The organism is Streptomyces sp. NPDC060366 (assembly GCF_042725135.1).
In the GTDB taxonomy this organism is placed as follows: Bacteria; Actinomycetota; Actinomycetes; order Streptomycetales; family Streptomycetaceae; genus Streptomyces.
The window spans coordinates 959,437-981,899 of the sequence record NZ_JBHXDC010000002.1; the positions used below are offsets into that span (position 1 = coordinate 959,437).

The window sequence follows — 22,463 nt, forward strand, 5'->3', positions numbered from 1 at the left end:
CGGAGGTGTGCGCCTGTGGACGGGCCGCGCACCGGACACCGCCGCGGCCGGAGACATGGCCCTGCTGGACGAGCGGGAAAGAAGCCGTTTCGAGAAGTACGGGGACCCGGTCACGGCGGCCCACTACGCGGGCGCCCGGGCCGCGATCCGGCGTACGGTCGCGCGCTGGCACGGCGTCCGGCCGACAGAGGTGGTGTGGGGCACCGGACGATGCCCGGGCTGCGGCAGCGATCGGCACGGCCCGCCGCTCATCCGCGCACCCCGCACCGACTGGCGGGTGAACACGTCACGCTCCGGCGCGTGGTGGATTCTCGCCCTCTCCCACTCGGTACCTGTCGGTGTGGACATCGAGTACCGCCGCCCGCTCGAGGTGCCCGCTGTGGTACGCCGCTGCCTCGGCGACCAGGAGCGCGCCTACGTCGCCGCGGCGCCGGAGGGCTCGGCGCGGGACGAGGCGTTGATGCGCTGCTGGGTACGGAAAGAGGCCGTGGTCAAAGGCTGGGGCATCGGGCTGGGCACCGATCTGGCCCATCTGGCGGTCCGTCCGGACCAGCCCGGCGCGGTTCTGGAGCGTACGCGGGCGCAGGGCGCAGCCGCGAGGGAGCTGTGGGTGGTCCAAGACGTTCCGGCCGGAGCGGACTGCTTGGCCGCGCTCGCCCGCCCCGCCGGACCGTCCGCGCCGCCGGTGGTCCAGCCGCCGGAGTCCGGGGTGTGGCGCGGGGGTGACACCGCGGGCTCACCGCGGCCCGGGGCAGGCTGAAAGGGCATGAAAGGAGCCGCCGGCTCCCGGGATCGCTCCGGGGCCGGCGGCACAAAGAGACAGGTCCTCAGAAGACCAACGGTCCGGGCGTCTGCTTGGAGACGGCCTTGCACGTGTTCGGCACGCCCAGGATGTTGAGGCTGAGCGACACGTCGCCGGAACCGGCGGCAGGGATGTAGGAATCGAGGCTGTCACCGCCGACGATCGGCGCGGTCAGCGGGCCGACGGTCAGCGGCTGGCCGGCGGACGCTGCCTCGTTGGCGGTACCGGTGAAGTCCACCGTGCCACCGGAGGCCCTCTCCAGGCGCAGGGTGGCGGTGACGGAGTCGGCCGGAATGTCGGCCGGAGCGAGACCGCCGCTGGTGGACACCTTGACGGAGCCGACGCCGCCCGCGGCCGAAGCCTCGATCTCCAGGTCGGTGACCCCAAAGGCGCCGCAGTCGTACGTCGCTGTCACGGTCTGCGCCGCGCCGGGGGCCGCGGAGGCCGGGGAGGCAAGGGCCATCCCGCCGAGCAGCGCGGCAACGGCGGCAACGGTGCCTGCCTGGACGATCCGACTCATATCTTTCCTCTTCTCACTCGTGACAGGGGGTGCTGAGGCCTGTTGGATCGGCCGCCCACGCGTGCGATCGCGAAGCGGCCAGGGGCCCTCGTAGCGGGACCGCTCGGGTTCGGGAAACCTGGGAAACCCGGAAGAGCGGGGGGTCCGGGGCGTGGGGGCCGGTTCAAGGACGCGCGCGGCCCGCCGTACGACCGTGCCGGCGCCGAGCCTGCGCGGCGGTCCGGCCGCCGATGACGACGGCTCGGGGACGGGGCGCGGGCTCTCCTCGGGGGTGGACACGGTGCGCTCGGGCCGGTGGACGTGGCGGAGCCCGTCCGGGCCGACCCGCTCGGTCACTCGCGCACACCCCCCGCCCGCCAGTGCACGGCCGCCGCTCCGGCGAAGTCCCCGGCATGGGCGAAGCCGGCCAGCATCAGCAGGCTGCCGTCCGCGACCCGCCCCTCGCGGATACCGTGGTCGAGCGTGATGGGGACGCCCGCGCCGAAAAGGTTCCCGAATCGGTCGAAAGTGTCCAGGTGACGCTCCGCGGGGATGGAGAGCCGCTCCTGCCACTGCTTCAAGAACATCCGGTTGGGCTGGTTGGTGATCAGCAGGTCGATGTCGTCGGTCTTGAGGTCGAGTTGCTCGCACACCCGGCCCACCACCTCCGGGACGAGCCGGTTGCCTCGCTCGACGATGTCCGACACCTTGTCGGGGGTGAATCCGACGTGCATCTGGCTCTCCCCCGCCTCCCAGTACTTACGGCCGTCGTGGAGTGTGAGCCCGCAGTCACGGGTGTAGTCGCCGCGGTTGGTCACCGCGATACCGAGCACCGGCGACTCGTCGGATGCAGCCAGGTAAGCGGCAGCGCAGCCGTCCCCCGGGATGACGGCCTCCGGGAGCTTACGCACCTCGGACTGGGTCATCACCGGACCCGCGCTGTTCTGGACGTTGAACAGCAGCGCGGAGTTCGCCTGGCCCGAGGCGATCAGGGCCCTGGCGAGCCGGAGCATGTGCACGAAGGAAGCGCAGCCGCCGTTGTGGGCGTCCAGCACCCAGTCGGCCCGGACTCCGAGCCGGTGGGCGACCTCGGCGCCCGGCCCGGTGAACGGCACCTCCGGCAGCAGCGTGTTGGTGATCACCACGTCGGCGCCCCGGAGCGCGTCCTTGCCGATCCGTTCCGCGAGGAGCGCGCCGGCCTTCTCCATCATGTCCGCCGGAGTCTCGTCGCGGGACACCTGGTGCCGGTGGCCCGGCGCCTTGAACATGGTGTTCCCGGCCAGCTCACCGTCGTTCCCCTGGTACGGGAGGAAGTACTCCGTACCCACCGGATCCCCCGGCAGGTAGGAGGCGAGTTCCAGCAGACTCACCGTCCTCATACTGCGGTTCCGTGGCGGAGTTCAAGGATCTTCTTGAGGTTGTCGATCTCAATCTTGTGCCCGGCGTAGAAGAGGCCCCAGGTGTCACCGACCCAGGGGCGATCGGGGCTGGAGGCCAGCTCGGGGTGCGGGTTCTTGTCGTAGTTCGGGTGGTGGCAGTTGGTCCAGATGACCACTGAGCCGCGCTTGCCCAGCACGGTCTCGGCCGAGATGATCCGGTGGATGTAGACCATCCACAGTTCCTCGCCCTGGTCCCAGGCGCACTTCATGTCCACGGTGAGCGCGTCCGGGTTGCCGTCGATACGCAGGAAGATCTTGGTCTCGTCGTCGAGCAGGGTGTCGCGGCCCTGGTAGACGCCGGGGGCGCTGGTAGGCGCGAAGTCACGGGTGCTGTAGGTGTATTCGTTGAGGTTGCGCTCGTCGGTCAGGTAGTCGTAGACGGCCTGCGGCGGTGCGTCGATGTACTGGTGGACGGTCACGAACTCGCCGTACACCTCGTCGTAGGTGAAGGCGTCCTTGGTCAGCTTCGCCGCGTGGGCGAACGCATCCTCTCGGGGCGTGGTCTCCCAGCGCAGCAGCCCGGGAACACCCTCGAGGTCGTCGGGGACCGCGGGCGGCGGGGTGTAGCCGGCGGTGGGATCGTTGTGCGTCGGGGCGGTGGTCATCCTGGTACAACTCCTAGGTTGGCGGGCCGGTTGGAGCCGGCGGCGATGACGTTCTGGAAGGGGCGGAAGGGGGGCACCTCAGCCGGATCGACCTCGATGCAGATCAGTGCGGGCGCGCGGGTGGCATGGACCCGTTCGAGCGCCGCGCGCAATTCGTGGGCGCTACGGGGTGTCACCGCGTCCAGACCCGGGAACATGGCCGCCATGCCGTCGCCGATCCGGGCCGGGCGGAAGAGGTTGTAGGAGTAGTCGCCCGCGTAGAACAGCTGCTCCCGCGTGTAGCACATGCCGTGGGACTGGTTGTTGAAGATGACGAAGGTGACAGGTAGTTGGTGCTCGATCGCGGTGTGCACCTCCATGCCGTGCATGAAGAACGCCCCGTCGCCGGCCACCACGCAGGTGCGCCGCCCGGTGGCGAACGCGGCACCGACCGCGGCACCGAAACTGTGGCCCATGCCGCCCATGCCCATGGCGGTGATGAACCGGCCGCCCGGGGGCAGGCCCACATGGTTGAGCGCGACCGCGCCGGTGTTGCCCGCGTCGCTGACCACGATGGAGCGCTCGGGGAGGACCGCGCCGATCACCCGGGCCGCTGTCGCCATGTCCAGCACCGCTGTCGAGGTGTCCGGCACCGCCGTGGCCGTGTCCCGCGCCGCCGTCACGTCCATCGGTGCGAGCTCAGGCCGACGCAGGTTGTCCGCCGGAGCCCGTGCGGCGCCGCCGCGCTCCTGGAGCCCCGCGGTGGGCGGGAGCAGTTCCCCGGTCAACAGCGTCATTTCCTCGGCGAGGTCCCCGGTGAGCCGCACCATGTCCTCGTGCGGCTCCAGGAACGGGGCCCTGGGGTCGAGGCAGACGACCGGTACGCCCTTGAGGTGATCGTGCAGCCCGGCCCCCGCCATCTGCGGCAGCCGGGTGCCGACCAGCAGGACGGCGGAAGACTGCTCCACCGCTGCCTGCACCTGCGCGCTGCCGATCACTCCGGCGATGCCGAGATGACGGGGGTCCCGGTCGTCGAAGACGTCCTTGGCGTCCGGTGCCACCGCGACGCGCGCCTCCAGCGCTTCGGCCAGAGCGGCCAGCTGAGGCCGGGCATCCGCTCTGGCCACGCCCTCGCCGGCGATCACCGCCACGCCCTGCCGTGCCACGGCCGAGCGCAGCAGGGCCACCGCCCGCGCGCGGTCCGCGTCCGCGGAGCGCGGGCGGGCGGTGCGGGTCGGCGCCCCGGGTCTGCCCCAAGGTTCGAGTACGGACTGCTGGACGTCCTTCGGCAGCAGCAGGACGGCGGGTCCGGGCGCGGCCAGCGCGGCGGCGAAGGCCCGCGGCAGCTCCTCCGTGATCGCCTGCGGGTCGGTCACCCGTACACAGTGCACGGCGATCTCCGCGAACAGCCGGGCCGCGTCGATCGAGCCGGCAAGGCCGCTGGTCTCCTGGAAGGAACCGCGGCCGTCCAGTGACAGGGGCGGCTGGCCGATGAGCGCGAGGGCGGGTACGTAGGAGGCCCGCAGTTCAGCCAGTCCCGGAACCAGATTCATGGCACCGGCACCGGAGGTGGAAGCGATCACGGGCATCCGCTGGGAGGCACGGTGGTAGCCGTCCGCCATCGTGGCGGCCGAGAACTCGTGTTTCGCGACCACGCCGAGCGGGCCGTCCGCCGAGAGGTGGAGTGCGTCGTAGAGGTCCTCGACATTGGCGCCGCCGACTCCGAAGACATGCCGAACCTCCTGGCACCTCAAGAAATCGACGATGAAGTCGACCACACGGGATTCGCTTCTCATATACCGTTCTTTTCTCAGGCGGTGTTCCATTAATTTGAATTCCAGCGGCACAGATCGGCAAGTGACACCTCTCTGCCACCCGTCAAAGGAACGCACATGGCAGGGATCTGCCATGTTTCACGCGGCCGACCGGGTTAGCTTCCTCAAATCGCGATCAATCGAGAGGAAAAATCCGTGATCACCGTCGAAACCGTGTGCGCCCTCATAGCGAAGAAGCTCGGCAACAAGGCCGGCAACTTTATTCTCGACGCTGACACCGCCTTCGACTCGGTTGGCCTCTCCAGCCTCCAGATCGCCGACATCGTCTACACGATCGAGGACGACGCCGAGGTCGAGCTGGACCCGAGCCAGGCGGCCGGCGTCAAGACGGTCGGCGATCTCGTTGACCTGATCGAGACGACCCGGGCCGCCGGTGCGACAACATGAACACGGCCGCCTACCGGGGTGCCACCGCCGAGGCCATCCGGCACCACTACGACGTCTCCAACGACTTCTACGCGCTGTGGCTGGACCGGTCCCTCACCTACACCTGCGCCCTGTGGGCCGAGCCCGTACTCGGCACGGAGGCTGTGCCGGACGACCTGGAAACGGCGCAGGCACGCAAGCTGGACTACCTCATCGAGGGGGCGCGCGCCGGTGGCACACGGCGCGTCCTCGACGTGGGATGCGGATGGGGCAGCGTGCTGAGCCGACTGACGCAGGTGCACGGCGTCCAGCACGCGGTGGGCCTCACGCTCAGCGACAGTCAGGCCGCTCTTGCCGAGTCGGCCCGCATCCCCGGGGCCGAGATCCGGGTGGAGAACTGGCGTGACCATCATCCGGCCGAGCCCTACGACGCCATAATCTCGATCGGCGCCTTCGAGCACTTCGCCCGTACCGGGCTCTCGCGCGCCGAACGCGTGGCGGCCTACCGGGAGTTCTTCGAGCGCTGCTTCGAGTGGCTGCCGCCGCGCGGTCGCCTTGCCCTCCAGACGAATGTCAAGGGCAACAATACGGTGATGGACAAGACAACCGTGCGCGAGCTGATGTTCATCATCGAGACCATCTTTCCGGAATCCGAAATTCCGGCCCTCTCGGAGGTTGTCGAGGGGGGCGAGAAGCTCTTCGACGTCGTCTCCATACGCAACGACCCAGACCACTACAGTCGGACCTGTGTGGAATGGCTGCACCGGCTCAGGAAGAACAGGAATGCGGCCGTCCGGTTCTCCGGTGAGGAGAACGTTGCCAACTACGAGAAGTATCTGGAGGCGAGTGTCAGGCATTTCCAGAATCGCCATCTGGGGCTGTCGAGAATTATTTTCCAGAAGGGGCGCTGAGTGACTAGCAGAAAGCATGTCGTCTACTGGCACGAGACGGAGCCGGTCGTCCCCGAGCCGCCGCTGCGCGAGAACGCGGACTGCGACATCGCCATCGTCGGCGGCGGTTACACCGGGCTGTGGGCCGCGCACTTCCTCAAGGAGGCCGAGCCCGCGCTCGACATCCGCGTCGTCGAAGCCGAGTACGCCGGGTACGGGGCGTCCGGCCGGGCGGACGGCTTCGTCACGCCGACCATCGGCAAGGACATCCAGGGCCTGGTCAAGACGTTCGGGACGCGCCGCAGCCTGGAAGCATCGCAGGCGGTAGGGCGCTCCGTGCTGGAGATCGGCCGCTTCGCCCGCCGCAACAAGATAGACGTCGAGTACGAGGCCAACGACTACCTGATGGTGGCCACCACCCGGGCGCAGTTGCACCGGCTGCGCGCGGACCGCGAGCTCGCCGGCACGATCGCCGGCCGGGATCAGCCGCCCCTCCTCTCGGCGGCCCAGGCGCGGGAGGTGATCGGCTCCCCGGCCGTGCTGGGAGCCACCCGCACCGGCGGCGCACTGGTCAATCCGTTCAAACTGGCCCGTGGACTGGCCCGCGTGGTCAAGAAACGGGGGGTGGTGATCCACGAGAACACTCCGGTCCTGGAAGTGCGGCCCGGGGTACGGCCGCAGGTGGTCACTCCCGGGGGCACGATCACCGCCGACAAGGTGATCGTCGCCGCCAACGCACGCCAGTTCACCTTCCGGCAGTTCCGCAACAAGACGGTGCCGCTGTGGAGTTACGCGATGGTGAGCGAACCGCTCACCGAGGAGCAGCTCGGCCGCGTCGCCTGGGCGGGCCGCGAGGGCATGGTCGAGGCCAAGACATTCCTGACCTGCGCCCGCTTCACCGCCGACAACCGCCTGCTGTGGGCGGGCGGCCCCGCCTTCTACTTCTGGGGCCGGGACACCCGTCGCCGCCGCATGAACGACCAGCGCGCCTACCGCGCTCTCTTCGAGGAGTTCGGCCGGTTCTTCCCCATGTGGCGGGACCTGCGATTCACCTACACCTACGGCGGCGTCATGGACATCACCCGCGACTACGCCCCGCACTTCGGCTCGCTGCCGGGCGGCAACATCTTCTACGGCTATGGATTCAACGGCAACGGCATCGCCGCCACCCACACCGGCGGCAAGGTGTTGCGGGACCTGGTACTGGGCAAGGACTCGGACTTCTCCCGCTTGCTCTACGTGGACGACGCGCAGCGCTCGGCACGCGACTTCCCGCCGGAGCCCCTGCTGTACATCGGGGCCCGCGCCACCGCACGCCTGATGGAGTGGAAGGAGTCCCGGGGATGAGCGCGAGCCGCACCGTACTGCTGACGGGGGCCGCCGGCGTCGTCGGCCGGGCGATCCTGCGAGAGGCCCCGGGCCGCCCCCTCCGGCTGGTCTCGATGGTCCGGCCCGGGGGCAGCGCACTGCCCGCCGACGCGGAGGAACAGCTCACCGCTGACCTGGCCGAACCGCGCTTCGGGCTGGACAAGGACAGCTATGGGACGCTGGTCCGCGACGTGGACACCGTCATCCACTCGGCCGGGCTGACCGAGTGGGGCCTGCCGGACGAGCGCTACCGGCCGGTCAACGTGGAGGGCACCCGCCGGGTGATGGAGTTCGCCGAAACGGCCGGCGCGACGGTGCACTTCATGAGCACCGCGTTCGTCGCCGCGCTGTCGGCGGGCGCGCCGCACCGGCTCAGTGAGACCAACGTCACCACCAACTACGTTCGCTCCAAGCTCCGTTCCGAACAGCTGCTGCGCGACAGCGGTCTGCCGCACACCGTCTTCCGGCCGACCAACCTGATCGGTGACTCCCTGACCGGCTGGACATCCCGGGGGCAGATCGTCCAGCTCATGTCGGACTGGATCTGCCGCGGGCGGGCGCCGTTCCTCCCGGTGCACCGCGGCAACCGGATCGATGTCGTACCCCAGGACCTGCTCGCCAAGGCGGTACTCCGCTGCGTCGAACTGGACGAGAACAGCGGGGAGTTCTGGGTGACCTACGGCCAGGAGGCGATGGACATGGAGACCGCCGTCGAGGTGTGCGCCAAGCACGCCTCCTCACTCGGGCGCCCTCTCACCCCGCCGCCGGTCACCGACCCCGACACCCTCGACCCCGAGGAGCTGCGCCGGCTGCCCCCGCTCGCCCGCTCCTACCTCTCGGTGTTGCGAGACGTCAGCGAGGTAACCCGGTGCGGCGGCGGCGTACTGCCCACCTCCATGCCCGAGTTGCGCGAGCGCTACGGCCTGCCGCACATCGCGGACACGGAGGCCTACGCGCGGACCCTCGCCTACGCTTCCGCCCACCTCAGCTAGCGAGCCGGAAAGGACACGCTGTGGACCAGGACAAGCACCAGGAGTGGCAGCCGCCCCGACTGGAGAAGACCGTCGCCGTGGTCACCGGAGCCAGCCGGGGGGTCGGGCGCGGCATCGCCCTCGCTCTGGGCAGCGCCGGGGCGACGGTGTACGTGACCGGGCGCAGCACCCGCACCGCCGGGCGCACCGAGGACCTGCCGGGAACGGTGGACGACACGGCCGAGGAGGTCACCGCCCGCGGCGGCACCGGCATCGCGGTGCGCTGCGACCACCGCTCCACCAACGACAACCAGGCGCTGGCCGACCGCGTCGCGGCCGAGCACGGCGCCCTCGATCTGCTGGTGAACAACGCCTGGGCCGGCTACGAGCGCTCCGCCGACATCCGCTTCGACGCCCCTTACTGGAAGCAGCCGATGTGGCGGTACGAGCTGTGCGAGGGTTCGCTGCGCGCCCAGTACGACGTGACCAGGCTGCTCACCCCGCTGATGACGGGGCAGCCCAGCGGGCTGATCGTCGGCATCGGCTTCACCGACGGTGAGACCTACCTGGGCCAAGCCGCCTACGACGTGTTCAAGTCGGCGAGTGACCGGCTGAGCAAGGCGTTCGCCGCGGACCTGCGCAAGCAGCGGGTCGCGGCCCTGTCGGTGCACCCCGGATTCGTACGCACCGAGCGGGTGGAGGCAGCCTGGGAGGCGCTCGGCGACGGGCCCGCCGCAGTCGTCCACTCCCCCGAGTACGTGGGACGCGCGATCGCCCATCTGGCCGCCGACCCACAGGTGCTGGAACGCTCCGGCCAGGTGCTCTCGACCGGTGACCTGGCCGAGGAGTACGGGTTCAACGACATCGACGGCCGGCGACTGCCCGCCTTCCGCCTGGAGGGCCGGATGAGCCTCGCCACCCGCATGGACCGGCTGAACCGGGTCATCAGCCGCACCGGTGCCTCCTGACCTCCTCGGCACCGTCCCGCTGTCCTGCGGCACGGCACGACGCACCCGACGTGAAGGAATCTCAATGAGCAGGGGAATAGTGCGGCCCACCGAGGGCCTCCCGATCGGCGCAGCACCCAGGGCGGCCGGACTCGCGCTCGCGGTCACCTGCGGTGCGCAGTTCATGGTCATCATCGACGACACCGTCGTCGCCATGGCGCTGCCGACCATCCGCGACGAGCTCGGCTTCGAGCGGGCCTCGCTGGCCTGGGTCGTCGATGCCTACATGCTGCTGTTCGGCGGCTTCCTGGTGCTTGGCGGCCGCTGCGCCGACCTGTTCGGCCCCCGTCGGGTGTTCCTCACCGGGCTGGGGATCTTCACCCTCGCCTCACTCGGGTGCGGGCTGGCCAACTCACCGGAAACGCTGATCGTGGGCCGCGGGGCCCAGGGGTTCGGGGCGGCGCTGCTGAGTCCGGCCGCCCTGACCATCCTCATCACCGTCTTCAGCGAGGCCAAGGAGCGGCGCAGGGCGCTGGGTATCTGGGGCGGGCTCACCGGCATCTCCGGTGTCTCCGGGGTGCTGCTGGGCGGCGTCATCACCGATCTGATCGACTGGCGATGGGTGTTCTTCGTCAACATCCCCATCGGCATCCTGCTGTTCGCCCTCACGCTGCGGCCCGCGCTCGCCGACCGCGCCGAGCGGCCCGCCAAGCGGCCCTCCACCGACGGCACCGGGGCTGTGCTCATCACCGGCGCGCTGCTGCTCCTCGTCTACACCGTCATCAGCACCAACCACCGCCCGTGGGGATCCGCCGCGACGGTGGCCGGTCTGATCGGCTCCGCAGTGCTGCTGGCCGCGTTCGTGGTGCGGGAGCAGACCGCCGACGAACCGCTGATTCGGCTCGGCCTCTTCGCCAACCGGCAGATCGCCACCGCCAACGTCATGATGCTGCTCGCGGCCTCGGGACTGTACGGGATCTTCTTCTTCCTGACCCAGTACATGCAGAACCTGCTGCACTGGTCGCCGCTGAAGGCGGGCGTCTCCTGGGCACCGTTCGGCGTCACCATGGCGGTCTTCTCCGGGATCGCGATCCAGCTTCTGCCGAAGGTGGGCAGCCGTGTGTTGTGCCTTGTCGGCCTCGGTTCGGCGACCCTCGGGCTCGGGCTGCTGCTCAGGACACCGCTGGAGGCGTCGTACCCGGCAGATCTGCTGCCGACCCTGCTGCTGTGCGCGGCGGGTTACGGGCTGGCCATGGTGCCGCTGGTGGTGGCGGCCGTCAGCGGAGTGCCCAAGGCGGACTCCGGGGCGGCCTCCGGGGTGCTCAACACCGGCCAGCAGATCGGCGGCGCGATCGGACTCGCGGTCCTGGCCACCCTGGCGAGCAGCCGGCTGGAGGACGAGGTCTCCTCCGGCGCCGCTCTGCCGGACGCGCTGCTGACCAGCTTCCACTCGGCGTTCCTGCTCGGAACGGTGCTCACCGGGTGCGCCGCGCTGCTGTCGCTGGCACTGCCCGCGCTGCGCACCGAGTTCGACCCGGAGACCACCTCGGGCGTCTGAACCCCGCAAGCCCGCGCCCCTGGCCGCACGACAGGACGACCACGCGCAACAGAACCAGACACGGCAGGAACGAGAGAAGAGGACAGCAAGGATATGGACGGCAGGGAACACCGCTGGTACATGCTCGTCGCGTCACTGGTACCACTGCTCGCACTCGGCGCGGCCATGGTGCTGGCCTGGAATCACATCTTCGGCTGGACCGATGTGCTGGTCACCCTGATCATGTACGCGATATCGGGCCTCGGCATCTCCGCCGGGTACCACCGGATGCTGACGCACCGCGCGTTCGAGACGTACAAGCCGATACGCGTCGCGCTCGCCACGGCCGGCGTGCTGGCGGGCCAAGGGCCTCCGATCATCTGGGCAGCCCACCACCGCAAGCACCACCGGGTCGCCGACAAGGAGGGCGACCCGCACAGCCCCCATCTCGGCTTCGAACCCGGGTTCAGGGGCGCGATGGCCGGCATGTGGCACGCGCACCTGGGCTGGCTCTTCGACGAGGGGCTCAAATCCGAGCCCATCCGTTACTGCCCGGACCTGGTCCGCGAGAAGCCGCTGCGCTGGCTGAGCGAGAACTTCATCGCCGTCGTCGCCGCCGGCATTCTGCTGCCCGGCCTGCTGGCCTTCGCCGTCACAGGGGGCTCCGTCGAGGCGCTGCTGACCGGCACCCTGTGGGGCGGCCTGGTGCGGATCTTCCTGATCAATCACATGACGTACGCGGTGAACTCCATCGGCCACTACTTCGGCAGCCGGCGGTTCGCCACGACCGACGAGTCCCGCAACGTCGCCTGGCTCGCCCTGCCGTCCTTCGGTGAGGCGTGGCACAACAACCACCACGCCTTCCCCCGCTCCGCGCGGCATGGGATGAAGTGGTACGAGGTCGATCTCTCGGCCGTCTTCATCTGGAGTCTGGAGCGGACTCGGCTGGCCTGGAAGGTCATCCGGATCGACCCCGAGCGGATGACGATGCGCGAGGCCGGAGTCAGCCGGGTCGAGGGCAGCAAGCTCAGCCGAGAGGAGCTGCTGACCGGGCAGCAGAGCATCGTCCCCATGGCGCACCGGTCGCGCGACGGTTCCGACATCTCCCTCGTGGACGTGGAATAGCCATGGCAGCCACCGGCACCGAACTGTGGGACCTGCTGCTGCGCGGCGGGTCCCGGGGAGTCCTGCACCACTGGGACGGGGAAGGCTTCGGGCACACCCCGTGGCGCGAGGTCGTGCGGGAGGCGCATGGCATGGCGGCCACGCTCCGTACGGCAGGTGTGCGACCCGGGACCCGGGTCGCCACCGTCCTGACCAACTCGGCGCACACCGTGCGCGGCCTGCTCGCGGTCTGGCTGGCCGGCGGCACCGTCGCGTCATTCCCACTGCCGGCCCGCGGCCAGACCCCCGAGGAGTACGGGAGTCAGCTCACGCGGCTGGCCGAGCGGCTCGATGCCACATTGCTGCTGACGGACGAAACGGTCGCGCCGATGGTGCCGGCCGGACTGGCCGCGCGGCTCCCGGTCCGCAGCTGGACCTCGCTGTACGGCGGCGGGCACATCGACCCGTCGCCGCCCGGCCCGGAGGAGATCGCCTTCGTCCAGTATTCGTCCGGCAGCACCAGCGTGCCCAAGGGCTGCGCGCTCACCTCCCGCGCCATCGCGACGCACTTGCACATGCTCTACGACCTGGCGGACGGGCGCGTCGGCGCCGAGACGATCGTCTCCTGGCTGCCGCTCTCCCACGACATGGGCGTCTTCGGAACCCTGCTGAACGCCTGGGCGTTCGACTACGACTTCGTCCTCTCCTCCCCCGAACGCTTCGGGATGGCGCCGCGCACCTGGTTCCGGGACATGTCGGAGTTCGGCGCCACCATGTCCGCCGGCACCAACACCGCCCTGTACCTGGCCGCCAGGGCTCAGGGCCGCACGCCGCTGCCCAAGCCGCTCGCTCTCAAGGTCTTCGTGGTGGGCGCCGAGCGGGTGGACGCGGCGACCTTGGAGGCCACCATGGCCGCGTTCGGGCCCTCGGGCCTGTCCCGGGCGGCGTTCATGCCCGCCTACGGCATGGCCGAGGCGACCCTGGCTGTCTCCAGCAGCCCGACGTGGCAGGAACCGTCCACCCGCAGCTTCGATGGGGCGGGGCTGATGGCCGGCGAGATCGTCGAAGTCCCCGACGACACTCCGGGCGCCACGCGGCTGGTGTCCAACGGCCCGCCGCTGCCCGGGGTCACGGTGACCACCCAGGAGCCGGGACGGGTCTCACAGCTCCTGGTCTCCTCCCCCAGTCTGGCCTCCGGCTACCTCGGGGACCCCGTGCAAACGGCCGAGCGGTTCCGGGACGGCGTGCTGCACACCGGCGATCTGGGCTTCGTCCACGACGGCGAGGTGTACTTCGTCGGCCGGGCCGACGACCTGATCTCGGTAGGGGGGCGCAACGTCTACACCAGCGAGATCGAGTCGGCGGTCGAGGCGCTCGGCTCGGTCCGCTCGGGGTGCTCGGCTCTGGTGGACGTGGCCGACGGCGGCGTCTCCCGGCTGGTCCTGCTGCTGGAGCCCAAGCGGCGGAGCGACGACTTCCACCTCATCGCCGACCGGGCCGCCGCCGTCGCGCGTGAGAAGTCGGGCATCGCGCTCGCGGAGTGCGTCTTCGTCGAGCGCGGCCACCTGCCCCGGACACCCAGCGGGAAGGTCCAGCGCTTCCGCTGCCGGGCCGCCCTGAGGCCGGACGGGGACGCGTTCAAGACCCTGGCCCGGGTCCTCCTCGGCTGACCCGTCGACACCGTTCGAGAGAGGGATTCCCATGCCGCAAGACGGCTCGGCTCAGCCGTACTTCTTCACCTCCACAGAGATCACCGGCCGTGAGGACTGGCTGCGCCTGCACCTCAACGAGAACCCGTACGGCCCGCCGCCCGGCACGGTCGAGGACGTCTGCGCGGAGGCCTCGGACCATCTCAATCGCTACCCGGACAGCGAGTGCGCAGCGGTACGGGAGCGTCTGGCCGAGCACTTCCGGGTCGCCCCCGAGATGATCGCGCTCGGCAATGGCACCGACGAGCTGGTGCTGCTCGCCTCGCTGACGTTCCTGCGCGGGACCGACGGCTTCGTCGCCACCACCAGCACCACCTTTCCCGGCTACGTGACCTCGGCCGCGGCCGTGGGCGCGCGGACGCACACCGTCCCGTTGACGGGCGCGGCGATCCCGGTCGCCGGCCTCACGGCCACCATGCGGCAGGGTGCCGCCCTCGCGTTCGTCTGCAACCCGCTCAACCCCACCGGGGCGCTTCTGGACCGCGACGAGGTCCTGGAGCTGATCGACACCGCCGAGAGCACCGGAACCGTGCTGGTCTTCGACGAGGCGTACATCGACTTCGCCGGCCCCGCCCACGAGTTCGCACTGGAGGCGGTGCGGGAGGGGCGGCGGGTGTTGGTGACCCGCACCTTCTCCAAGGCGTGGGGCCTGGCCTCGGTGCGCGTGGGCTTCGCCGTCGGCCCCCCGGATCTGATCCGGCAGCTCAACACCACCGCCACGGCGCTGCCCTTCAACGTCAACCGGCAGGCCCAGCGGGCCGTGCGGCGCGCCCTGGAGGTACCCGAGTACCTGGACCGGGTACGCGCGGACAACGCCAGGGTCAGGGAGCTGCTGTGCAAGACCCTCGACTCGCTGGGTCTCGACCACTTTCCCTCGGCAGCGAACTTCGTGATGGTCCAGGTTCCGGGGAAGGGCGCAGAACCTGGCGACAGCGCCCGCTTCGCCGCCCGTCTCGCCGACGAGCACCACGTCCTGGTCCGCGATCTGACCGCCCTCGGGCTGCCGGGCCGGCTGCGTATCTCGGTCGGTACGGAGGCGGAGGTCGAGCGCCTCGCCACGGCTCTGACCCAGCTGCTCGGCCGCCCGTGACCCGGTTCCGTGCCGAGGGCCGCCCGGCACGGAGCCGGATTCCGACGCCGGATCGGCACATCTCACCAATGGAGCGGAGCAACCGGCCATGAGCCACTACAAGTCGAACCTGCGGGACCTGGAGTTCGTCCTCTTCGAGGTGCTGGGCCGCGCCGGGGAATACGGTCGGGGGGCGTTCGCCGCAACTGACCAGGAGACCGCGCGGGCCATGCTGGCCGAGGTCGAGCGCCTGGCCGTGCACCAGTTGGCGGACGCCTCCGTGGCGGCGGACCGCACCCCGCCGGTCTACGACCCCGCAGCTCGCTCGGTCACGCTGCCCGACTCCTTCAAGCGCGCCTATCGGGCCTGGCTGCAGGGCGGCTGGCACCTGCTCGACCTGCCGGTGTCGCTGGGCGGGGCCGAGGTGCCGCCGTCGCTGCGCTGGGCGGTGGCCGAGTTGGCTCTGGGCGCCAACCCCGCGCTCTACCTGTATCAGGGGTTCGTCGGCTTCGCGCGAGTCCTCGACCGCCTCGGCAACCAGGAGCAACGGCAGCTCGCCCGGGTGATGGCCGAACGGCAATGGGGCGGCACCATGGTGCTGACCGAGCCTGAGGCGGGCAGTGACGTGGGCGCCTGCCGGACCAGAGCGCGGCGGCAACCCGACGGGAGCTGGCACCTGGAGGGGGTCAAGCGGTTCATCACCTCCGGCGAGCACGATCTGGCCGAGAACATCGTCCACTTCGTACTCGCCCGGCCGGACGGGCACGGCCCTGGAACCAAGGGACTGTCACTGTTCCTGGTGCCCAAGTTCCGGATCGCCGAGCCGGCGACCGGCCGGTTGGGGGCCCGCAACGGGGTCTACGCCACCGCGCTGGAGGACAAGATGGGTCTCAAGGCCTCGGCCACCTGTGAACTCACCTTCGGGGCCGAGGAGCCGGCGGTCGGCATGCTGCTCGGCGAGGAGCACGACGGCATCCGGCAGATGTTCCAGATCATCGAGCAGGCCCGGATGATAGTCGGCACCAAGTCGGCGGCCACCTTGTCCACCGGGTACCTCAACGCGGCCGCGTACGCGAAGGAGCGGGTGCAGGGCTCGGATCTGGCCGCCCTCGGCGACCGCTCCGCGCCCAAGGTGCCCATCATCCGGCACCCGGAGGTACGGCGCTCCCTGCTGCTCCAGAAGGGCTTCGCGGAGGGGCTGCGCGCCCTGGTCCTCTACACGGCGACCGTGCAGGACCGGATCGCGGCGGCGCTCGCCGAGGGGAGCACCGACGAGGAGGCGACGGCGCTCAACGACCTGCTCCTGCCCATCGTCAAGGGCTACAGCTCCGAGCGCGCCTGCGAGCAGCTCAACCACGCCCTGCAGATCCTGGGCGGGGCCGGCTACACGACGGACTTTCCGCTGGAGCAGTACATCCGCGACACCAAGATCGACACCCTGTACGAGGGAACCACCGCCATCCAGGGGATGGACTTCTTCTTCCGCAAGGTCGCCCGGGACCAGGGCTCGGCCCTGCACGCGCTGCTCGCCGAGGTGGAGAAGGAGGCGCGCAGCGAGACGGGCGGCGGCCTGGCGGCGGAGCGCGCTCTGCTCGCGGAAGCGGTGGCGCAACTGCGTGCGATGGCAGACGCCATGGGCACGATGCTGCTCCGTTCGCTGGAGGAGCCGACGGCCGTCCACCAGGTGGGGCGGAACACCACACGTCTGCTGATGGCAACCGGCGACGTGCTGCTCGGCTGGCTACTGCTACGTCAGGCGACGGTGGCCGAGGAGAAGCTGGCGACGCACCAGGATGACCGGAACAGCGCCGAGCACGCCTTCTGCCTGGGCAAGATAGCGACGGCCAGGTTCTTCGCACAGGAGGTGCTTCCGCTGCTCGCCGCCCAACGCGCTCTCGCCGAACGTCAGGACAGCGTCCTGATGGAGCTGCCGGACGACTCCTGGTGACCACGTGCCGGGCCCCGCGATCCGTCGGCTCGCCATCCGTGAAGCGCCCACCCCCTCCAGGGTGTGTTTCAGAAGTCCCGTCCGGCTCACGTCGCCTGGCACGTTCGCTCCCCGCGCGGGCAGCGTTGTCGCAAGCATCCGAGTGCGCCCGGTACGAGAGCGATCCTCCGCCTCGCGGTCCCACGCACCGGCCGCCGCGAGCCCCGCCCTTCGGGCGGACGACGCCACTTCTGAACACGCCCCAGGTCCCCTCATCGTTGCGCATGTAAGGAGCCGCTCGTGACCGAGTCCGACACCACCGCCCTCGCCCCGGGCCACCAGACGATGCTGCTGGCTCACCGCGCCATGGTGCGCGACCTCGAGCGCATCGGCCGCGCCACCCGTGAACTGCCGGCGGCCAACGCTGAACGCGCCACCGCTCTGCGCGACTACGTGGAAAGAATCTTCCAGCTGATCGAGCACCACCACGAGGGCGAGGACGACTTCCTCTGGCCGAAGCTGCGTGAACGCGGCGCCGACGAGGAGGCGCTGGCCCTGATGACCGCCGAGCACGAGGAACTCACCAAGGTCCTGCACACCTGGCACACGACGAGTCGGCGGCTCGGTACCGACGAGGCGGCCCCGGCTGAGCTGGCCACCCGGACGGACGAGCTGCGCGAGCAGCTTGCCAAGCACGCCGCCGACGAGGAACGCGAGCTGACGGGACGACTGGCCCCCGCCCTGGACGGCAGGATCTGGAAGGGCTTCGCAAAGCACATGCGCAAGACGGCACCGGTCTGGACACTGCGGTTCATGCCGGCCTGGCTGCTGTCCGTGGCGGGTCCCGGAGAGCGCGGTGGTGTGCCCGCCGCACCGGTCGGGCGGCTGTTCAGCGGCTGGTTGGAGAAGAACCGGCTCGCCGCCTTCGGCGAGCGCTACTGAACACACCGGCCAGGGGACTGATCCACCGGCGCCCGGCGTCGGCGCACCGGAAATGAACGGCACAACTGAATCACTGAACCGCCCGGTCGCCGAATGCTCCCGCTTCGTGCGACTCCGGGTGGCGGTTCAGCACTTTCTTGAACGAGAGGGAATGTCCATGCAAGTACCCATATATTCCCCTCCCCACGGGCAGAAGGGAGAGGACGCGACAGGCTCCCCACCGTCAGCGCTCCTCGAAGCGGGACGCCGTTGGGTCGAGGAGTTCGTCACCCGCCCGCACGAGGGCACCAACAGGGAGGGCGCGGTCTGCCCCTTCGTGGAATCCGCGACGAAGGCGCGGACCTTCCTGCTGAGGGAGTGGGAGGTCGATCCGGAGATCGACACCGAGGGCCTGGTGCAAGTGGTGCGCCGGATGGCCGACACCTTCGAGACCATCCGCTGGGAGGGCCGTAACCGCGTCCTGCACACGCTGGTGCTGGTGCTTTCGGGTCTCCCCGAGCGGCGCTTCCGTCTGCTCGACGAGGCACACCGGCTGGTCAAGCCCGAGCTAGTGGACAGGGAGCTGATGGCCGCGCAGTTCCATCCGCACTGCGATGAACGGGCCGCCCGTAACCCTGAGTTCCAGGTCGCCCGGGCCCCGGTGCCGATGCTCGCCATGCGCCGGATGGCCTTCCACGACGTACTCTTCCTCGACTCCGATCCCGAGTGGTTCGCCGCCTACGAGAAGCGGTACGGCGCGCGGCACGAGCGGGGACCGGTCGCCGACCCGCTGTTCGCCGAAACGTTCGCCGCGGCGCGGGACCGATGGGACAGGGCCTGACCGTCCCGGAATTCCCGACTCAGAAGACTGAACAAGGACTGTCCCGTAACCCCGGTGGATCAGCGCGCGGCGTCGGATGCGGTGCATCGCAAGGAGGAGAACCGTCCTCATACTGCGCGTATTCGGGCGATCCGCCAACGCGGCGAGGTGCCGTGCCAGGCGTCGCGGGCCACACGGGACCTCTGAAGCACGGTCTCTAGCGGCGTACCTCGAAGTGGAAGCAGCCGTATTCCACCGCGCGTACGTGGACCAGCGCCACCTCCGGGTCCGCGAAGGCCTCCGCGAAGGCCGCGTCGAAGCCCTCGTCCGCCGCCTCGGGGATCTCCAGCAGCCGGCCGCCTGCGATGCGTCCCTCGGAGTCGTAGCGGCGTACGGTGCGCAGCGCTCCGGGCCGGGCGAAGGGGTAGCCGGTCGCGTCCTCGGCCGGCCCCTCGCAGACGTCGGCGTGGATGAAGACGGGCCCCTGCTCGTCGTACGCGCCGGGCTTGGCCCAGTTCTCGGCGGCCCAGCGGCGCAGCGGCGCGTAGGTGACAAGGGTGATCCGCTCACCGGCCCGGCTGGAGCGCAGACAGCAGCGCAGCGGGGCGCCGCCCTCGGTGTCGGTGTACGGGGTGCGGGCGGCGCCCGCGTCGTCGGTGTCGCGGAGTTCCTTGAGTACGGCGGGCTCGATGGGCCGTGCGACGTGCCGTGCGGTGTGATGCGTCATGCAACCGAGCATCACGTCACCGGGCCGCGCATCCCGGCGGTTTTCGGACGTCACGGTGCGGCTGGAGGCAGCCCGGCCACTGCCGGGCGGTGGACGGGGTCCGCATGGAAGGATGGGCCAAAACGTACCGATCCGAGGAGCTGACCGGGTGCCTGGCACAAATCTGACCCGTGAGGAGGCGCAGCAGCGGGCGCGCCTCCTCACCGTTGACTCGTACGAGATCGATCTCGATCTCAGCGGCGCGCAGGAGGGCGGGACCTACCGGTCCGTCACGACCGTGCGCTTCGAGAGCGCGGACGCCGGGGCGGAGACCTTCATCGACCTGGTGGCGCCCGCCGTGCACGAGGTGGTGCTGAACGGCAAGGCGCTGGACGTGGCCGCGGTGTTCCGGGACTCGCGCATCGCGCTGCCCCATCTGCGGCAGGGCGCGAACGAGCTGACGGTGACCGCGGACTGCGAGTACACCAACACCGGTGAGGGTCTGCACCGGTTCGTCGACCCGGTCGACCAGCAGGCTTATCTGTACACGCAGTTCGAGGTGCCGGACTCGCGTCGCGTGTTCGCGTCGTTCGAGCAGCCGGACCTCAAGGCGACGTTCCGGTTCACCGTGACGGCCCCCGAGGGCTGGACCGTCGTGTCGAACTCCCCGACGCCGGAGCCCGATTCGAACGTGTGGCGTTTCGAGCCGACGCCGCGGATCTCGACGTACATCACCGCGCTGATCGTCGGCCCGTACCACTCGGTGCACAGCACGTACGAGAAGGACGGGCAGTCGGTACCGCTCGGTGTCTACTGCCGGTCCTCGCTCGCCGAGTACCTGGACGCGGACGCGATCTTCGAGGTCACCCGGCTCGGCTTCGACTGGTTCCAGGAGAAGTTCGACTACGCGTACCCGTTCGCCAAGTACGACCAGCTGTTCGTGCCCGAGTTCAACGCGGGCGCGATGGAGAACGCCGGCGCCGTCACCATCCGCGACCAGTACGTCTTCCGCTCCAAGGTGACGGACGCGGCGTACGAGACGCGCGCCGAGACGATCCTGCACGAGCTTGCGCACATGTGGTTCGGCGACCTGGTCACCATGGAGTGGTGGAACGACCTGTGGCTGAACGAGTCGTTCGCGACGTACACCTCGATCGCGTGCCTCGCGCACGCGCCGGAGTCCCGGTGGCCGCACTCGTGGACGACGTTCGCCAACTCCATGAAGACCTGGGCGTACCGGCAGGACCAGCTGCCCTCGACGCACCCGATCATGGCGGACATCACCGACCTGGACGACGTGCTCGTCAACTTCGACGGGATCACGTACGCGAAGGGGGCCTCCGTCCTCAAGCAGCTCGTCGCGTACGTCGGGCAGGACGAGTTCTTCCGGGGTGTGCAGGCGTACTTCAAGGCGCACGCATTCGGGAACACGCGCCTCTCCGATCTGCTGGGCGCGCTGGAGGAGACCTCCGGACGTGATCTGAAGACCTGGTCGAAGGCGTGGCTGGAGACGGCCGGCATCAACATCCTGCGGCCGGAGATCGAGCTGGACGGGTCGGGGCACGTGGTCTCGCTCGCCGTACGGCAGGAGGCGCCCGCGCTGCCTCCGGGTGCCAAGGGCACACCGGTGCTGCGCCCGCACCGCATCGCGATCGGCTGCTACGACCTGGACGCGGACGGCAAGCTGGTCCGCACGAGCCGGATCGAGCTGGACGTCGACGGCGAGCTGACCCAGGTGCCGTTCCCGCACAACACGCCGCGGCCCGCGGTGATCCTGCTCAACGACGACGACCTGTCGTACGCGAAGGTCCGCCTCGACGAGGAGTCGCTGCGGGTCGTCACCGCGCACCTCGGGGACTTCACCGAGTCGCTGCCGCGCGCGCTGAGCTGGGCGTCGGCGTGGGACATGACGCGCGACGGCGAACTCGCCACCCGTGACTATCTGGCGCTGGTGCTGTCGGGCATCGCCAAGGAGACGGACATCGGCGTCGTGCAGTCGCTGCACCGCCAGGTGAAGCTCGCGCTGGACCTGTACGCGGCGCCGGAGTGGCGCGAGGCGGGGCTGACGCAGTGGACGGAGGCGACGCTGGCGCATCTGCGCACCGCGGAGCCGGGCAGCGACCACCAGCTCGCGTGGGCGCGCGCCTTCGCGGCGACGGCCCGTACCCCGCAGCAACTCGACCTGCTCCAGGGGCTGTTGGACGGTTCGGAGTCGGTCGAGGGCCTGGCCGTCGACACCGAGCTGCGCTGGGCGTTCGTCCAGCGGCTGGCGGCGGTCGGTCTGCACGACGAGGAGGAGATCGCCGCGGAGTACGAGCGCGACCGCACGGCGGCGGGCGAGCGGCACGCCGCGGCGGCCCGCTCTGCGCGGCCGACCGCCGAGGCGAAGGCCGAGGCGTGGGCGTCGGTCGTGGAGTCCGACAAGCTCCCGAACGCGCTCCAGGAAGCGGTCATCGGCGGCTTCGTCCAGACGGACCAGCTGGAACTGCTGGCGCCGTACACGGAGAAGTACTTCGCGGCCGTCAAGGACGTGTGGGACTCGCGCAGCCACGAGATGGCGCAGCAGATCGCGCTGGGCCTGTACCCCGCGCTCCAGGTCGCGCAGTCGACCCTGGACGCGACGGACGGCTGGCTGGCCTCGGCGTCCCCGAACGCGTCGCTGCGGCGGCTGATGTCGGAGTCACGCGCGGGCGTGGAGCGCGCTCTGCGCGCCCAGGCGGTCGACGGTGCGGCGGGGTGACGACGCTCCGACGTTGAGTTGACGGAGTCGGGGGTGGGGTCGGTCCTGTCGGGACCGGCCCCACCCCCTTCGCCGTACGGTCCCGTACCCCGCCCCGTAGAACGCGGAGAGGCGGCCCCCCGCCCCCCGGGTGGGCCCCGCGCCGCGGGAACAGGGGCGGCGCGCACCCCGCCAGGCGCTGGACCGCCCGATGGCGGGGGCACAACACACACCCCCTCAAACCCCAACC

The 22,463-nt window shown here is 70.2% G+C and carries 19 protein-coding genes; 14 read left to right on the top strand and 5 right to left on the bottom strand.

Features of this window, described 5'->3' with window-relative positions; translation table 11 throughout:
- Positions 1 to 7 precede the first annotated feature (7 nt).
- Positions 8 to 760 (top strand): 4'-phosphopantetheinyl transferase family protein, encoded by a 753-nt coding sequence (locus ACFWHU_RS08925; RefSeq protein ID WP_387224443.1) that lies wholly within the window; start codon positions 8 to 10, stop codon positions 758 to 760.
- A gap of 67 nt (positions 761 to 827) precedes the next feature.
- Here ACFWHU_RS08925 and ACFWHU_RS08930 read toward each other — a convergent pair whose 3' ends face one another.
- The 4 genes from ACFWHU_RS08930 to ACFWHU_RS08945 all read right to left on the bottom strand — a co-directional run bounded on the left by ACFWHU_RS08930 (position 828) and on the right by ACFWHU_RS08945 (position 5,120).
- Positions 828 to 1,322 (bottom strand): hypothetical protein, encoded by a 495-nt coding sequence (locus ACFWHU_RS08930; protein ID WP_385802528.1) that lies wholly within the window; start codon positions 1,320 to 1,322, stop codon positions 828 to 830.
- Between the two features lie 332 nt (positions 1,323 to 1,654).
- The gene (locus ACFWHU_RS08935; RefSeq protein WP_385802526.1) at positions 1,655 to 2,680 is read right to left on the bottom strand and encodes a 3-oxoacyl-ACP synthase III family protein; all 1,026 of its coding nucleotides are present in this window, start codon (positions 2,678 to 2,680) and stop codon (positions 1,655 to 1,657) included.
- On the bottom strand, positions 2,677 to 3,345 hold the full coding sequence (locus ACFWHU_RS08940; protein WP_387224444.1) for an SRPBCC family protein: 669 nt from the start codon (positions 3,343 to 3,345) through the stop codon (positions 2,677 to 2,679). The genes ACFWHU_RS08935 and ACFWHU_RS08940 overlap by 4 nt, the downstream gene beginning before the upstream one ends.
- The gene (locus ACFWHU_RS08945) at positions 3,342 to 5,120 is read right to left on the bottom strand and encodes a thiamine pyrophosphate-binding protein (protein ID WP_387224445.1); all 1,779 of its coding nucleotides are present in this window, start codon (positions 5,118 to 5,120) and stop codon (positions 3,342 to 3,344) included. The genes ACFWHU_RS08940 and ACFWHU_RS08945 overlap by 4 nt, the downstream gene beginning before the upstream one ends.
- A 174-nt stretch (positions 5,121 to 5,294) precedes the next feature.
- On the opposite strand from ACFWHU_RS08945, the gene ACFWHU_RS08950 reads away from it, so the two are divergent.
- From ACFWHU_RS08950 to ACFWHU_RS09005, 12 genes are all read left to right on the top strand, one after another.
- Positions 5,295 to 5,546: an acyl carrier protein gene (locus tag ACFWHU_RS08950; RefSeq protein ID WP_385802520.1), complete on the top strand. Its 252-nt coding sequence runs from the start codon at positions 5,295 to 5,297 to the stop codon at positions 5,544 to 5,546.
- On the top strand, positions 5,543 to 6,436 hold the full coding sequence (locus tag ACFWHU_RS08955; RefSeq protein WP_385802518.1) for a class I SAM-dependent methyltransferase: 894 nt from the start codon (positions 5,543 to 5,545) through the stop codon (positions 6,434 to 6,436). The genes ACFWHU_RS08950 and ACFWHU_RS08955 overlap by 4 nt, the downstream gene beginning before the upstream one ends.
- A complete protein-coding gene (locus ACFWHU_RS08960) occupies positions 6,437 to 7,762 on the top strand; it encodes an NAD(P)/FAD-dependent oxidoreductase (RefSeq protein ID WP_385802516.1) in 1,326 nt (441 codons plus the stop codon).
- Positions 7,759 to 8,775 (top strand): SDR family oxidoreductase, encoded by a 1,017-nt coding sequence (locus tag ACFWHU_RS08965; protein ID WP_387224446.1) that lies wholly within the window; start codon positions 7,759 to 7,761, stop codon positions 8,773 to 8,775. The genes ACFWHU_RS08960 and ACFWHU_RS08965 overlap by 4 nt, the downstream gene beginning before the upstream one ends.
- A 20-nt stretch (positions 8,776 to 8,795) precedes the next feature.
- Positions 8,796 to 9,722, top strand: coding sequence for an SDR family NAD(P)-dependent oxidoreductase (locus ACFWHU_RS08970; protein ID WP_385802512.1), 927 nt, complete (start codon positions 8,796 to 8,798; stop codon positions 9,720 to 9,722).
- A 64-nt stretch (positions 9,723 to 9,786) separates the two neighbouring features.
- Complete coding sequence (locus ACFWHU_RS08975; protein ID WP_385802510.1) at positions 9,787 to 11,259, top strand: MFS transporter; 1,473 nt, start codon at positions 9,787 to 9,789, stop codon at positions 11,257 to 11,259.
- A gap of 93 nt (positions 11,260 to 11,352) precedes the next feature.
- Positions 11,353 to 12,363 (top strand): acyl-CoA desaturase, encoded by a 1,011-nt coding sequence (locus ACFWHU_RS08980; protein ID WP_385802508.1) that lies wholly within the window; start codon positions 11,353 to 11,355, stop codon positions 12,361 to 12,363.
- Positions 12,364 to 12,365: 2 nt separating this feature from the next.
- Positions 12,366 to 14,012, top strand: coding sequence for an AMP-binding protein (locus ACFWHU_RS08985; RefSeq protein ID WP_385802506.1), 1,647 nt, complete (start codon positions 12,366 to 12,368; stop codon positions 14,010 to 14,012).
- 31 nt (positions 14,013 to 14,043) lie between these two features.
- Positions 14,044 to 15,141: a pyridoxal phosphate-dependent aminotransferase gene (locus tag ACFWHU_RS08990; RefSeq protein ID WP_387224447.1), complete on the top strand. Its 1,098-nt coding sequence runs from the start codon at positions 14,044 to 14,046 to the stop codon at positions 15,139 to 15,141.
- An 88-nt stretch (positions 15,142 to 15,229) separates the two neighbouring features.
- Positions 15,230 to 17,068 (top strand): acyl-CoA dehydrogenase, encoded by a 1,839-nt coding sequence (locus ACFWHU_RS08995; RefSeq protein WP_387224448.1) that lies wholly within the window; start codon positions 15,230 to 15,232, stop codon positions 17,066 to 17,068.
- Positions 17,069 to 17,347: 279 nt separating this feature from the next.
- Entirely contained in the window at positions 17,348 to 17,989 is a 642-nt protein-coding gene (locus tag ACFWHU_RS09000; protein WP_385802500.1) for a hemerythrin domain-containing protein, read from the top strand.
- A 157-nt stretch (positions 17,990 to 18,146) separates the two neighbouring features.
- Positions 18,147 to 18,809: a DUF6875 domain-containing protein gene (locus ACFWHU_RS09005; RefSeq protein ID WP_387224449.1), complete on the top strand. Its 663-nt coding sequence runs from the start codon at positions 18,147 to 18,149 to the stop codon at positions 18,807 to 18,809.
- Positions 18,810 to 19,005: 196 nt separating this feature from the next.
- Here the strand turns inward: ACFWHU_RS09005 and ACFWHU_RS09010 are convergent, their stop codons facing one another.
- Positions 19,006 to 19,515, bottom strand: a complete 510-nt coding sequence (locus tag ACFWHU_RS09010; RefSeq protein ID WP_385802496.1) for a DUF1203 domain-containing protein — start codon at positions 19,513 to 19,515, stop codon at positions 19,006 to 19,008.
- Positions 19,516 to 19,663: 148 nt separating this feature from the next.
- Here ACFWHU_RS09010 and pepN point away from each other — a divergent pair, with 148 nt between their 5' ends.
- The gene (gene pepN, locus ACFWHU_RS09015; RefSeq protein ID WP_387224450.1) at positions 19,664 to 22,234 is read left to right on the top strand and encodes an aminopeptidase N; all 2,571 of its coding nucleotides are present in this window, start codon (positions 19,664 to 19,666) and stop codon (positions 22,232 to 22,234) included.
- Positions 22,235 to 22,463: the final 229 nt, after the last annotated feature.